Consider the following 14,019-nt stretch of genomic DNA (forward strand, 5'->3'; position numbering starts at 1 on the left):
AGGCATGATTGCGCAACCATACAAGTATGACGTCTAACAACTTGAGCGCCGATGGTCAGGTCGTGGCGCGGTCGATGATATGGAAACCGGTGTCGATGCGCACCGCCTCCCGGGCACCATCGCCCAAGTCGAACCGCCGTAGCAACGCCTCTGCCGCCAGGGTGCCCATGCGATCGCCCTCGACACTGACCGAGGACAGCGCCGGGTGCATCTGGGCGGCACTGGAAAGATTGCCGAAGCCCAGTACCGCCAGGTCCTCGGGTAGGCGCAGTCCACGACTGGCGGCTTCCGCCATGACGCCCTGGGCGACGGTGTCCGAGCTGCACACCACCACGTCGAAGGCCTCGTCACGGGCTAGCAGCTGGCGCAGGCCCGCCCGTCCGGACTCCACCAGCGCCGGCGCCGGCAGGATCTCCAGCGGTGGTTCCGCCACGCCCAGCTCGGCCAGCCGCGCGACCAGGCTGCGACAGCGCCGCAGGGCGCGGGGGTCGTCCACCGAGACCACGGCGAAGCGCCGATAGCCACGGGCGTGCAGATGCTCGGCCTGGGCGCGCCCCACGGCTTCGTGGGAAAAGCCCACCTGCATGTCCAGGGGGTCTTCACCGAGGTCCCAGGACTCCACCACCGGGATGCCGGCCTGGGCCAGGCGCTGCCGACTGGCGGCGGTGTGCAGGGTACCGGTCAGCACGATGCCATCGGGCTTGCGCCCCAGCACCGCGGCCAGCAGCTGCTCCTCCTGTTCGGCGCTGTAGCCGGTCAGGCCCAGCAGGGTCTGGTAGCCGGCCTGGGACAGGCGCGCCATCAATGCCTGGACGGTCTCGGCGAAGATGGAGTGAACGATCGTCGGCACGAACAGCGCCACCAGGCGACTGCGATTGGAGGCCAGGCCGCCGGCCAGCAGATTGGGCACGTAGCCGGTGGCCTGCACCGCCGCCAGCACCTTCTCCCGCGCCGCCTCGCTGACGATCTCCGGTCGATTCAGCGCCCGCGAGACGGTGATCGGCGACACCCCGGCGACCCGGGCCACGTCGATGAGCGTGGGGGCAGCGGAATTGACCGCGGTAGAGAGGGCTTTGCTGGACTTCTTGGCCATGAATCGCTGGAGACGAGGAAGAGATCGGCCATGGTAACGGTTGGTGCGGGCGGCGTCCCCGGAGAACACCGGAGCGTGGAAAACCGCGCAGCGTTTTCCACCTGGGAATGGGCAGCGATGGATGAGAGAGCACCGAATCCCGTAGGAGCGGCCCATGGCCGCGATAAAGCCAGCGCCAGGTCTGATCGCGGCCATGGCGGTCCGCCGATGCGGCCGCTCCTACAGTTTAAGCAGCCATCGCACCGCCACGGCCGCGCTGCGCCCTACCCGCCCATCGCCGTCCGAATGTCCGCCGCCAGCTCCAGTACCCGCGCCTCTTCGGTATCCCAGGAGCACATGAAACGCGCCCCGCCGCTGCCGATGAAGGTGTAGAAGCGCCAGCCGCGGGCGCGCAGGAATTCCAGCGCCGGTTCGGAGAGCTGCAGGAACACCGAGTTGGCTTCCACCGGGAACATGAAGTCCACACCGGGCACCCCGCGCACCCGCTCGGCGAGCAGCTGGGCCATGGCGTTGGCGTGGCGAGCGTGGCGCAGCCAGGTGTCGTTTTCCAGCACGCCAAGCCAGGGCGCGGAGAGGAATCTCATCTTGGACGCCAGCTGGCCGGCCTGCTTGCAGCGGTATTCGAAGTCCTCGGCCAGCTCGCGGTTGAAGAAGAGGATCGCCTCCCCCACCGCCATGCCGCTCTTGGTGCCACCAAAGCAGAGCACGTCGACGCCGGCCTTCCAGGTCACCTCGGCCGGGGTGCAGCCCAGGCCGGCCACGGCATTGGAAAAGCGCGAGCCGTCCATGTGTAGGTGCAGGCCGAGGTCGCGGCAGGTGGCGCTGATGGCCTGCAATTCGTTGAGGCCATAGAGGGTACCCACCTCGGTGGCCTGGGTGACGGTCACTGCCCGCGGCTTGGGAAAGTGGATGTCGGCGCGCTTGGTGGCGATCTGCTGGATGGCGCCCGGGGTCAGCTTGCCCTGGTGCGCCGGTGCCAGCAGCAGCTTGGAGCCGTTGGAAAAGAATTCCGGCGCGCCGCATTCGTCGGTCTCGACGTGGGCGGTGTCGGAGCAGATCACGCTGTGGTAGCTCTGGCACAGCGCCGCCAGGGCCAGGGAGTTGGCCGCGGTGCCGTTGAAGGCGAAGAACACCTCGCAGTCGGTCTCGAACAGCTGGCGAAAGCGATCGGCGGCGCGCGCCGTCCAGGTGTCGTTGCCATAGGCGGTCTCGTGGCCGACGTTGGCCGCGGCCATGGCGGCCCAGGCTTCCGGGCAGATGCCGGAATAGTTGTCACTGGCGAATTGCTGGGCGTTGCTGCTCATCGGGCAGTCCTCGCGACGGGTTCGGTGCGGGCCAGCAGCCAGTCGCGCGCGGCGCCCTCGACCAGCGGCAGCACGCGGCGGCGGACCTCGGCGTGATAGCCATCCAGCCAGTCCAGCTCGTCGCTGCGCAGCAGCGCCAGATCCAGGCAGCGGGTGTCCAGCGGACAGAGGGTCAGGGTCTCGAAGGCCAGGAAATCGCCGAATTCGGTGGTTTCCGCGCGGGTGCACAGGAGCAGGTTCTCCAGCCGCACGCCCCACTGGCCGGGGCGATAGATACCAGGTTCGTTGGAGGTGATCATGCCCTCGCGCAGGACATGGTGCGGGGTGACCGTGGCATAGAAGGAAATCGACTGCGGCCCCTCGTGCACATTGAGGAAGTAGCCCACGCCATGGCCGGTGCCGTGGCCGTAGTCGATGCCGGCGGCCCAGATCGGCTCGCGCGCCAGGGCGTCGAGCATGGGCGCGGCGACTCCGGCCGGAAAGCGTGCCCGCGACAGCGCCAGCATGCCCTTGAGCACCAGGGTGAAATCGCGCTTCTGGGCGGCGCTGGGGGTGCCGATGGGCACCACCCGGGTGATGTCGGTGGTGCCGCCCAGGTACTGGCCGCCACTGTCGATCAGCAGCAGGCCGTCGCCCTGGAGTTCGGCATGGGCCTCTTCGGTCGCCCGGTAGTGCGGCAGGGCGCCACCGGCGTTGAAGCCGGCGATGGTGGCGAAGCTCAGAGAGACGAAGTTGGGGCGCGCCGCGCGGGCCTCGCTCAGCCAGTCGTCCACGGTCAGCTCGGTGAGGCGCTCGCCACGGGCCAGGGCCGCCTCGAAACGGGCGAAGAAGACGCACAGCGCGGCGCCGTCCTCTTCCATGGCCATGCGCACCTGGGCCACCTCCTCGGCGGTCTTGCAGGCCTTGAGCAGGGTCGAGGGATTGATCTGCTCGTGCCGCTCGACCCCCTGGGGCGCGGCCTCGGCCAGCCCGAGGGTGACCCGCGCCGGGTCCACCAGCAGGCGACTGCCGACCGGCAGCCGGGCCAGCTCGGCGGCCGCCTGGTGGTAGTCGGCCAGGGTCACGCCGTCCGCCACCAGGGCCGTGCGGATCTCGGCCGGCACCTTGGCCGGGTCGATGAACAGCTGGCAGCTGTCGCTACCCAGCAGCACATGGGCGAGGAACACCGGGTTGTAGGGCACGTCGGCGCCGCGCAGGTTGAGCAGCCAGGCGATGTCGTCCAGCGAGGAGATGAAATGCCAGTCGGCCTTGGCGTCCTTCAGCTTCTCGCGCACCTGGGCGAGCTTGGCGCTGCGCGGCTGGGGGGCCTGGGGGGCGGCATGGGCATAGACCGGCGCCGCCGGCAGCGCGGGGCGCTCGCGCCAGATCGCCGCCAGCGGGTCGAGATCGGTCCGCAGCCGGATACCCTTGGGCTCCAGCGCGCGGCGCAGGGCCGCCGCTGCGCCGAGCGACAGCACCTGGCCGTCCACCAGTACCGTGCCGCCCGCGGGCACCTGGTCGGCCAGCCACTGCAGGTGGGCCTGGGGCTGGCTGGCGACCTGCTTCATCAGGTCGATGCCGCTGCCCGCCAGCTCCTGGGTGGCCTGCTCCCAGTAGCGGCTGTCGGTCCAGACGCCGGCGGCCTCGCGGGTCACCAGCAGCAACCCGGCGGAGCCGGTGAAACCGGACAGCCAGGCACGGCCCTGCCAGTGTTCCGGCAGGTATTCGGACAGATGGGGATCGGCGCTGGGGATCAGGCAGGCATCGGCGCCCTGCTCGGCCAGGAAGGCGCGCAGGTCAGCAAGTCGTTGAGCGGAAGTGGCGGTCATGAGCACCTCGACAAGGTCAGGGGCTCAGTGTGCCGCAGATATAAAAAAGCCGCACCCAAAGGGTGCGGCGGAGAAAGACCAAAGGAGCAAGGAGGGGTGGTCTTTCGAAAGCGGAGCGGCTCAGCGACGCGCGTCGGCGGCGGGAGCGGCCTGATCGCCGTAGTGCTGCATGGCGGCATGATTCTGATCGACCAGCTTGTATCTCAGGCTGGGATTGTCGTCGGCAGCGGCGAACTGGGTGGCGGTCAGGGCGGCAAGGGTCAGCAACAGGGCGGACAGAGAACGTTTCATGGCGAACTCCTCAAAGGTCGTGTTCATCGGGGTACAGGACCATTCTAGGGAAAGAACGCCGCCTAATAAATAGCTTGCTAATTAAATGACTGTTGCAAGGATTGCAACAAGCCCTGGCCTAGTCCTTGGCCCAGTAGCGCTGGTCCTCAAGCACCCGATTCTCCAGCTGCAGCCGTTCGGGCAATTCTTCCTTGAGGAAGTCGATCCAGGTCTTGATCTTGGCGTCGAGAAAGCGCCGCGAGGGATAGAGCGCATGGATGTTGCGTTCGCGCAGGCGGAAGTTGGGCAGCAGGCGCACCAGGCTGCCATCGCGCAGGTAGTTGACCGCGATGTAGCTGGGCAGCAGGCAGATGCCCATGCCCTGGCGGGCCACGCTGGCCAGGGCCTCGGCGACATTGACCTGGAAGACGTAGCGCGGCGCCACCTGCTGCTCGCCGTCTTCACCGGCGAAGACCCAGCGTTCGGAGAAATTCGGATCCAGCAGGCGCAGGCAGTCGTGCGCGGCGAGATCGGCCGGCACCTTGGGCGCCGGGCGCTGCGCCAGATAGCTGGGCGCCGCGCAGACCACGCTGTAGACGCCACCGAGACGCTGGGCGACGAAATCCGAGTCGGCCAGTTCGGTGTCCAGGGTGATGGCGATGTCGTGCCCATCCTCCAGCAGCGCCGGGTGGTTCTGCGAGAGATTCATGACGATCTCGACATGGGGATAGCGCGCGCAGAAGCGCGACACCAGCGGCGCCAGCAACTGGGTGCCCAGACCGGTCATGGAATGCAGGCGCAGATGGCCATGGGGCTTGAGATGGGCGCCGCTGGCCTCGGCTTCGGCCTCGCCAACGTCCTGCAGGATGCGCCGGCAGCGTTCGAGATAGCGCTCGCCCGCCTCGGTCAGCGCCAGCCGCCGGGTGGTGCGGTGCAGCAGGCGGGTCTGCAGATGGCTTTCCAGTTCCGCCAGCAGGCGCGACACCTGGGCGGTGGACAGGTCGAGGGTGTGGGCAGCAGCCGTGAGACTGCCCAGATCCACCACCCGGACGAAGATGCGCATGCCTTGGAAAATATCCATTATTGCCTTTTTCGCAATGGAGTTTCGTCAAGTCGTCACTTTATTGAAAAAGTCGGACGCCCGATAGTGGTGCAGTGAGCTGCTGTGGATTCGACTTGCTGACCGCGCGAATCCTTCCCTCCGGCAGTGGCTCCTTGGATAGCTCCTTGCGGCCTTCCGGCAGACGTCTCCCCTGGAGACCTCAGCCGGAGGGCCGTTTTTTTTGCCTGGCGTTCCGACCAGGCCCCGGCCATCAGTCCCGCCGCTCCGGCTCGCGAATGCGATAGCTGGCGATGTACAGCGCCGGCAGGAACAGCAGCGTCAGCAGCGTCGCGGCGACGATGCCGCCGATCATGGCGTAGGCCATGGGGCCCCAGAACACCTCGCGGGCGATGGGAATCATGCCCAGGCTGGCCGCGGCGGCGGTCAGCAGGATCGGCCGGCGGCGGTGTTGGGTGGCTTCCACCACGGCGTCCCAGGGCGAGCGACCGGCCTGCTCGAAGGCATCGATCTGGGTCACCAGGATCACCGAGTTGCGGATAATGATGCCGATCAGCGCCAGCACCCCGAGGATGGCGACGAAGCCCAGCGGCTGGCCGAAGGGGATCAGCCCCAGCACCACCCCGATCAGGCCCAGGGGCGCCACGCTCGCCACCAGGAACAGCTTGCGGATGCTGTGCAGCTGGATCATCAGGAAGGTGGCCATGAGAAACAGCATCAGCGGCACCACCTCGGCGATCGGGCCCTGGGCCTTGCTGCTCTCCTCCACCGTGCCGCCCACCGCCACCTGGTAGCGCGGCGGCAGCTTGGCGATGAAGGCATCCACGTCCGGCTGCAGCTGCTTGACCAGATCCGGCGCCTGGATCTCGCTGAGGATCGAGGCCTTGAGGGTGATGGTGGGCAGCCGATCGCGGCGCCACACCAGCGGCTGCTCCAGGGCGTAGTCGATACGGGCGAAGGCCTTGAGCGGCACCGCGACGCCCTGGGGCGTCATGATCTGCAGATTCTCCAGGGTCTCCACCGAGCGCCGCTCGGCCTCGCTGGCGCGGGCCACCACGTTGACCAGGTAGATGTCGTCGCGCACCTGGGTCACCGGGGTACCGGTCACCACGCCATTGAGGATCTGCGCCACGTCCTGGGACGAGAAGCCCAGCTGCCGCGCCTTGTCCTGGTTGACCTCGACCTTGAGCATCCGCGCCGGCTCGTTCCAGTCGTAGAGGAAGTCACCCAGTTGCGGACTCTTGCCCAGCACGCTGGCCAGCGCCAGCGCCTGGCGGCGTACCTCGGCGACGTCCGGACCGCTGATGCGGTACTGGATCGGCCGGCCCACCGGCGGCCCCATCTCGAGCGGCTGGACGTAGCCGGACAGCCCGACGAAGTCCTGGCGCAGCCGCTGCTTGAGCTTGGGCAGGAGGCGATTGCGCGCCTCCAGGTCCTTGGCCACCAGGATTACCTGGCCATAGAAGGGATTCTCCAGCTGCTGGTCCAGCGGCAGGTAGAAGCGCACCGCGCCCTGGCCGACATAGGAACTCCAGTGGGCCACGTCAGGATCGTCGGCCAGGGTCTTCTCGAATCTGTCCATCTGCGCCCGGGTGGCGTCGAGGGAGGCGTTCTGCGGCAGGTTGAAGTCGATCAGCAGTTCGGGTCGATCCGAGGACGGGAAGAACTGGTTCTGCACGAACTTCATCGAGAACAGCGCCGCGGCGAACAGCAGCACCGTGAGGAGGATGGTCAGCCAGCGGTGGCGCATGGCGCCCAGCAGGAGGCCGTCGGACCAGCGCGCCAGGCGGCCGGGCTGGTCATGATCCTTGGGCTTCACCTTCTTCGGCAGGATGTGCACGCCGATCACCGGCGAAAAGAACACCGCGACGATCCAGGACAGCAGCAGGGCCACGGCGATCACCGCGAACAGGGTGAAGGTGTACTGGCCGGCGCTGCTGGAGTTGAGGCCGATGGGCACGAAGCCGGCCACCGTCACCAGGGTGCCGGTGAGCATGGGAAAGGCGGTCGACTCGTAGGCATAGGTCGCCGAGCGGTGCAGCGACTCGCCCTCCTCGCGCTTGGTCACCATCATCTCCACGGTGATCATGGCGTCGTCCACCAGCAGGCCGAGGGCGATGATCAGGGCGCCCAGGGAGATCCGCTGCATGGTGATGCCGCTGTATTCCATGAAGACGAACACCAGCGCCAGGGTCAGGGGAATCGACAGCGCCACCACCAGGCCGGCGCGCACGCCGAGGCTGATGAAGCTCACCACCAGCACGATGATGACCGCCTCGAACAGCGCCCGGGTAAAGCCGCCGACGGCCTTTTCCACCACCTGGGCCTGGTTGGAAACCACGTGCACGCCGATGCCCACCGGCAGGGCGCCGGTCAGCTCCTGCATCTTCTCGGTGAGGGCCGCGCCAAAGGTCTGGATGTTGCCGCCGCTGCTCATGGCGATGGCCAGGCCGATCGCCGGCTGGCCGTTGTAGCGGAACAGCGAACTGGGCGGATCGGCGTAGCCGCTGCGGATGTCGGCCAGGTCGGTGAGGCGGTAGAAGCGATCGTCGATGCGCAGATTGACCGCGGCCAGATCGGCGGTGGAGCGGAATTCGCCACTGGTGCGCACGCTGATGCGCTCGGCGCCGGATTCGATGGTGCCCGAGGGGGTCACCGCATTCTGCTGTTGCAGACTCTGCATCACCTGGCGCTGGTCCAGCCCCAGAGCGGCCAGCTTGCGGGTAGAAAAGTCCAGGTAGATGACCTCGTTCTCCGCGCCGATCAGCTGCACCTTGCCGATGCCCGGCACGCTGCGGATCTCGCGGCGCACCTGCTCCACCTGGTCGCGCAGCTGGCGCATGCTGAAGCCGTCGCCGGTGAAGGCATAGATGCTGCCGAAGACGTCGCCGAATTCGTCGTTGAAGGCCGGGCCCTGGATGCCCTGGGGGAATTCACCCTGGATGTCCGAGACCTTCTTGCGCACCTGGTACCAGATGTCGGGAATCGCCTTGGCCGGCGTGGTGTCGCGCAGGTAGACGAACACCGTGGACTGCCCCGGCCGGGTAAAACTCTTGGTGTAGTCGAGGGAATCCAGCTCTTCGAGCTTCTTTTCCACCCGCTCGGTGACCTGGCGCAGGGTCTCCTCGGTGGTCGCCCCCGGCCAGCGGGTCTGGATGACCATGGTCTTGATGGCAAAGGACGGATCTTCCTCGCGTCCCAGCTTCATATAGGAGAAGACGCCCATCAGCAGGGCGACGAACATCAGGTACCAGACGAAGGATTGGTGGCGCAGCGCCCAGTCCGACAGGTTGAAGCCTTTCATGGCCGAGCGCCCTCCTGATCCTTCACCCGCTGTCCCTCCTCGAGACTGTTGACCCCGGCTATCACCACCCGCTCACCCGCCTTCAGGCCGTTGCCGACCCACGCCAGGCCCTCGGCCTCGCGCAGCACCTCGACTGGCCGCTGGCGCACCTGCGCCTGCTCGCCCTGGCCTTCCACCACCCAGACCGAGGTCCGGCCGTCCTGACGCCGCAGCGCCTGGGTCGGCAGCGGCAGGCCCTCCGCCGGTGGCGACTCCAGCTCGCCCTGCACCAGGCTGCCGATGCGCAGCGCGGCCGGTGGCTCGTCCAGGGTCAGGCGCACCCGCCGGGTGCGCGTGGTGGCATCGGCCTGGGGCTCGATCTCGCGCACCCGACCGGCGACCGCCACCTCGGGATCCAGGGCCATGCGCACGGTCAGGACGCGTCCCGGGGTCAGCTGGCCGATGGCCTGGGCCGGCAGGTCCAGCACCGCCTCGCGGACGTCCGGACGGGCGACCCGCACCACCGGCTGACCGGCGGACACCACCTGGCCGACCTCGGCCTGCCAGGCGGTGATCACCCCGTCGAAATCGCTGTAGAGCTCGGCATAGTCGCGCTGATCGCGGGCCTGGCGCTCGGCGCTCTGGGCCTGTTCGCGGGCGGCTTCCAGGGTGTGCAGGCGGGTCAGCGCCTGATCCAGCTGGGAGCGCGAGCCAACGCCCTGATCGAACAGCTGCTGCTGGCGCCGGGCATCGTTGCGCGCATCGCGCCACTGGGCTTCGGCATCGGCGGTCTGGCCCTGCCGACTGCGCAGGGCATTGTCCTGATCGGTGGGATCCAGCGCCGCCAGCAACTGGCCACGGCGTACCGGCTGACCCACGTCCAGCAGCCGCCGGGTCATGCGACCGCCGACGCGAAAGCCCAACACGCTCTCGTAGCGCGCCTGGATACTGCCGGCAAAGACTTCGCGCCCGGGCGGCGGGGCACTCAAGGTCAGGGTCGCCACCGGCCGGATCGGCGGTGGCGGGGCCTCATCATCCGAGCAGCCCGCCAGGATCAGCAGCAGACACAGCGGCAGCAGCGGCTTCATGGGCGCACCTCGTTGAAGGCCGAGCGCTCGGCGACTTCGACCCGCTGGCCTGGACTCAGCGCCTGGCCGCCGGCGACCACGATGCGGTCGCCGGCCTTGAGGCCCTCGTTGACGATGATGCTGTCGCGGGTGAACCGCTCGATGCGCAGCGGCTGCAGGCTGACCCGCCCGTCTTCGCCGAGGCGCCAGGCGGCGGGCTGCTCGGTGGTGCCGTTCAGCGCCGTCCAGGGCAAGGCGAAGCCCTGCTCCGTCGCGCCCTCGAGCTGGGCATTGACCACCGCCCCCAGGGTCATGGCCGCCGGGGGTCTATCGAGTTGTACCTTGACGCGCACCGTGCCACTGCTCGCCACGGTCGGGGCGATCTCGCGCAGGGTACCCCGGGTCGTGACGGCCGGTTGCGCCTGCAGGGCGACGGGCAGGGTCTGGCCGACCTTGAGTTCGCGGGCCAGGGATTCATAGAGATCGAAGACGGCGTCGAGGTCGCCGCTCACCGCCAGGTCGAAGATCGCCGTGCCGGCCTGCACCACCTGCCCGGCTTCGGCGTGGCGGGCGGTCAGCACCCCGGCGGCGCTGGCGCGCAATTCGGTATAGCCCAGTTGCTTGCGCGCATCGTCGCGCTGGGCGACGGCGGTCTGCAGGGCGCTGCGGGCACCGTCCAGGGTGGCCTGGGCCTGGTCGTACTGGCTGCGACTGGTATAGCCCTTGGGCAACAGGGCGGCCTGGCGCTCGAAATCGACCCGCGCCAGCCGGGTGCGGGCTTCCTGGGCTTCCACCTGGGCCTGGGCCGCCGCCAGGTTATTGCGCAGATCCTGGGGATCCAGCCGGGCCAGGACCTGACCCTCGCGCACGCGATCGCCGACATCCGCCAGCCGTTCGCTGATCTTGCCACTCACGCGGAAACCGAGCGGCGCCTGCACCCGCGCCTGGATATCCCCGGTAAAGGGGATGCGCTGACTGTCCTTTATCGGACTCAGCTGCACCACCACCACCCGCGCCAGTTCCTCGGTGGGCGGTTGCTCCTGGGAGCAGCCCGGTAACAGTGTTACCAGGGTCAGAGCAGCCGTTACCTGGCAGAGGCGAGCAAGGCGGAGAGCCCTCATGATTGTCCTTATCGGTGGAAGAGGCGCGATCTGCGAACTGACCACAGGCGGCGCAGGGGGTTCGTCTGACGAATTGTCAGGCGCCTGGCGATGCTTGGGAAGCGCTACGACGAGGGCGCTGGGCAAATGCCCGGCAGCGGAGCGGCCATTCGCCCACAAATGTTCACAAATGCCCTGGAACCCGGCATTCCAGGCCGCAGTCAACTGAGACGTGCGCTGTGGACCTGCCCGTCCGCAGCTGATGCCCGCCACCGTTCCGGCGCGGGCCCCATCAGATTCACAGGTTTATTTCGACGAGGCCGAACTCATGAAAAAGCTGCTGATCACCTCTACCGCTGCTGTGATGCTGTCGATGGCCACGGGTGTCTTCGCGGCCGAAACCTCCAAGAGCGCCACGGCCGTCAATGGATCCGCCACCACCGAGGTGCCGGGCAAGACTACCGTGAAGGGCGGTGCCGATGGCGCTGCCGAAGTGCCCTTCAAGAGCGACAAGCCCAACAAGGTCGACGCTCGCAACCAGAACAACATGCAGTAATCACCGTCCCTGGCGGTAACAGAAAGCCCCGGCATGCCGGGGCTTTTTGCTGTCTGCCGTTCAGCCTGCAGACAAAACAAACCCCGCCGAAGCGGGGTCTGTGGAAGCTGTGCAGCAGCCGGGCTTAGCGCCAGAACGGCTTGTGCATTTCCTGGTAGCGCTGGGCCTCGGTGATACCGGCGTCGGCCAGCATACGGGCGTCCAGACGGGCCAGTTCGTTGCGGCTGGCGATGCGACGCTGCCAGGTGGACAGGGTGGAGATAACGCGCAGGGCAGCGGGCACACGGTTGCTGGGCTTGGCGTTGTACAGCGAGGAACTGAAGGTGCGTTCCATGGTGGCTTTCCTTCCCGCTTGTGACGGGTACTGGTCATCGAATGGCACCATTGTCTCGCCAGGCGAGTGCTACCACCAGTAACAGTCCAGGGAAAGGTTCGCGGATCACTCGGCACACAATTGCAACTGTACTGCTGCAATTTGGGTCATTCTGTAACGCATTGCACCATTGCAGTGCAAAATTTGGTTACCAGAGGGAACATCGCGAGAATTTGAGCTGTACAGTTGGCCGGAAGGCCAGGAAACAGGAGTGCTGTTCTACCTGTTACCGCGGCCGCTGTCCAGCCTGGAAGGAACTCCGTGCTCCAGAAAGGAGCGCTTCCGACGCCCGGTGGCGCCGGAAGCCTCTGGTCATCAGCGCGCGGCAGCGGCCAGGCTCGGGGTGGCGGGCTGACGCCGGCCTACCCAGGTGCCGATGGCCACGACCAGCAGCGCCAGCAGACCGGTCGCCAGGATCTCGAAGCGATGGGCTTCGCTGAACAGCATCACGGTCAGGGCGCCGACGATGAAGACGATCACCGCCCAGGTCAGCCAGGGGAACAGCCACATGCGGAACTCCAGGGTTTCGCCGCGGGCGATCAGCTTGCGTCTCAGGCGCAGCTGGGTCACGGCGATCACCAGATAGACCAGCAGGGCCACGGCGCCGGAGGTGGACAGCAGGAAGCTGAACACCGCCTCGGGCATGGTGTAGTTGGCGATGGTGGTGAGGAAGCCCACGGCGGTACTGGCCAGCACGGCCGCGCGCGGCACGCCGCTGCTGGAGGCACGCCCCATCTTGGCCGGGGCATCGCCACGGCGGGCCAGCGAATAGAGCATGCGCGAAGCGGTGTAGAGCGCCGAGTTCAGGCAACTGGCCACGGCGACCAGCACCACGCAGTCGACGATCAGCTTGGCATTGGGGATCGACAGCACCTCGAGGGCGCGCTGGTAGGAACCCACGATCGGCAGCTGGGCATCGTTCCAGGGCACCATGGACACCACCAGGAAGATGGAGACCAGGTAGAACAGCGCGATCCGCCAGATCACCGAATTGGTGGCCTTGCTGATCTGCCGCGACGGGTCCTTGGACTCGGCGGCGGCGATGGTGACGATCTCGGTCCCCATGAAGCTGAACATAGTGGTCAGCAGGGCGCCGAGCACCGCGCCGAAGCCATTGGGCATGAAGCCGCCGGTATGGGCCATCAGATTGCTCAGGCCGCTGACCTCGCGACCCGGCAGGGCGCCGACCAGGGCGGCCGCGCCCAGGGCGATGAAGGCGACGATGGCGATGACCTTGAGCAGGGCGAACCAGAATTCGAACTCGCCGTATTTGGCGACGCTAAACAGGTTGGTCACGGTCAGGATGCCGGTAATGATCAGGGCGAATTGCCAGGTGGCGATCGCCGGGAACCAGGCGTTAAGGATGGCGGCGGCGGCCACGGCCTCCAGCGGGATCACCAGCACCCAGAACCACCAGTACAGCCAGCCAATGGTGAAGCCGGCCCAGCGGCCGATGCCCTGCTGGGCATAGGACGAGAAGGAACCGGTATCGGGCGAGGCGACGGCCATTTCACCCAGCATGCGCATGACCAGCACCACCAGGGTACCGGCCAGGGCGTAGGCCAGCAGCACGGCCGGGCCGGCCGCGGCGATGGCATGACCGGAGCCGACGAACAGACCGGCACCGATCACCCCGGCGATGGACAACATGGTCACATGGCGCGGTTTGAGCGCCGGAGAGAGGTTGCATTCTACGTTGGACATAAGGTGTTACCTGACAACGGAAAGCCTCCCAAGTGCAACTTGCGCGCCACCCGGGCTGAAATCGGCACAAAATGAACGCAAAGGGTGCAACGCCTCGCGGAAAGCGGCGAAAAAGCGGCGTTCCGTCGAGCTATCGCGCTAACCATCTGATGTGAAAAGCGATTTCTTTCAGGTATGCGCGCCCCATCGGCTTGCTTCGTTAGGTATCACCTTGTGCAACTTGCACTCTTATGGTGCTTGTACAGGTGGAACCTTAGGTAACCCTGGGCCTGGAGCTGGCCGCCACGCCCTTCGCTACCTGACCGCAGAACCAGGACACGACGGAAGAGACCGCCTTGCCTGGCATCCGCTGTTGGCTCGCCCGAGTAGCAGGTACCGCTCAGGGCCGTGGCTTGGGCGCT

The 14,019-nt window shown here is 67.1% G+C and carries 11 protein-coding genes; 1 reads left to right on the plus strand and 10 read right to left on the minus strand.

Annotated features, from left to right (window positions below; genetic code table 11):
- Positions 1-55: 55 nt before the first annotated feature.
- From PSEK12I1_RS0100600 to PSEK12I1_RS0100635, 8 genes are all read right to left on the minus strand, one after another.
- Positions 56-1,093 (minus strand): LacI family DNA-binding transcriptional regulator, encoded by a 1,038-nt coding sequence (locus PSEK12I1_RS0100600; RefSeq protein WP_027600363.1) that lies wholly within the window; start codon positions 1,091-1,093, stop codon positions 56-58.
- 263 nt (positions 1,094-1,356) lie between these two features.
- Positions 1,357-2,397, minus strand: coding sequence for a low specificity L-threonine aldolase (locus PSEK12I1_RS0100605; protein ID WP_007161425.1), 1,041 nt, complete (start codon positions 2,395-2,397; stop codon positions 1,357-1,359).
- Positions 2,394-4,205: an aminopeptidase P family protein gene (locus tag PSEK12I1_RS0100610; protein ID WP_027600364.1), complete on the minus strand. Its 1,812-nt coding sequence runs from the start codon at positions 4,203-4,205 to the stop codon at positions 2,394-2,396. Before PSEK12I1_RS0100610 ends, PSEK12I1_RS0100605 begins: the two co-directional genes overlap by 4 nt.
- A gap of 120 nt (positions 4,206-4,325) precedes the next feature.
- The gene (locus tag PSEK12I1_RS24700) at positions 4,326-4,496 is read right to left on the minus strand and encodes a hypothetical protein (RefSeq protein ID WP_007161427.1); all 171 of its coding nucleotides are present in this window, start codon (positions 4,494-4,496) and stop codon (positions 4,326-4,328) included.
- Positions 4,497-4,614: 118 nt separating this feature from the next.
- On the minus strand, positions 4,615-5,556 hold the full coding sequence (locus PSEK12I1_RS0100620; protein WP_027598127.1) for a LysR family transcriptional regulator: 942 nt from the start codon (positions 5,554-5,556) through the stop codon (positions 4,615-4,617).
- A 232-nt stretch (positions 5,557-5,788) separates the two neighbouring features.
- Complete coding sequence (locus PSEK12I1_RS0100625) at positions 5,789-8,839, minus strand: efflux RND transporter permease subunit (protein WP_027600365.1); 3,051 nt, start codon at positions 8,837-8,839, stop codon at positions 5,789-5,791.
- The gene (locus PSEK12I1_RS0100630; RefSeq protein WP_027600366.1) at positions 8,836-9,906 is read right to left on the minus strand and encodes an efflux RND transporter periplasmic adaptor subunit; all 1,071 of its coding nucleotides are present in this window, start codon (positions 9,904-9,906) and stop codon (positions 8,836-8,838) included. The genes PSEK12I1_RS0100625 and PSEK12I1_RS0100630 overlap by 4 nt, the downstream gene beginning before the upstream one ends.
- On the minus strand, positions 9,903-11,006 hold the full coding sequence (locus tag PSEK12I1_RS0100635) for an efflux RND transporter periplasmic adaptor subunit (protein ID WP_155951395.1): 1,104 nt from the start codon (positions 11,004-11,006) through the stop codon (positions 9,903-9,905). Before PSEK12I1_RS0100635 ends, PSEK12I1_RS0100630 begins: the two co-directional genes overlap by 4 nt.
- A 307-nt stretch (positions 11,007-11,313) precedes the next feature.
- Between PSEK12I1_RS0100635 and PSEK12I1_RS0100640 the strand changes: the two genes are divergently transcribed.
- On the plus strand, positions 11,314-11,541 hold the full coding sequence (locus tag PSEK12I1_RS0100640) for a hypothetical protein (protein ID WP_027598123.1): 228 nt from the start codon (positions 11,314-11,316) through the stop codon (positions 11,539-11,541).
- A gap of 124 nt (positions 11,542-11,665) precedes the next feature.
- Here the strand turns inward: PSEK12I1_RS0100640 and PSEK12I1_RS0100645 are convergent, their stop codons facing one another.
- A complete protein-coding gene (locus PSEK12I1_RS0100645) occupies positions 11,666-11,875 on the minus strand; it encodes a DUF1127 domain-containing protein (RefSeq protein WP_007161433.1) in 210 nt (69 codons plus the stop codon).
- 354 nt (positions 11,876-12,229) lie between these two features.
- Positions 12,230-13,618 carry a GABA permease gene (gabP, locus tag PSEK12I1_RS0100650; RefSeq protein ID WP_007161434.1) on the minus strand — a complete coding sequence of 463 codons (1,389 nt, stop codon included), beginning with the start codon at positions 13,616-13,618 and terminating at the stop codon, positions 12,230-12,232.
- Positions 13,619-14,019: the final 401 nt, after the last annotated feature.

The organism is Pseudomonas sp. MOIL14HWK12:I1, assembly GCF_000510705.1.
Classification (GTDB): domain Bacteria; phylum Pseudomonadota; class Gammaproteobacteria; order Pseudomonadales; family Pseudomonadaceae; genus Chryseomonas; species Chryseomonas oryzihabitans.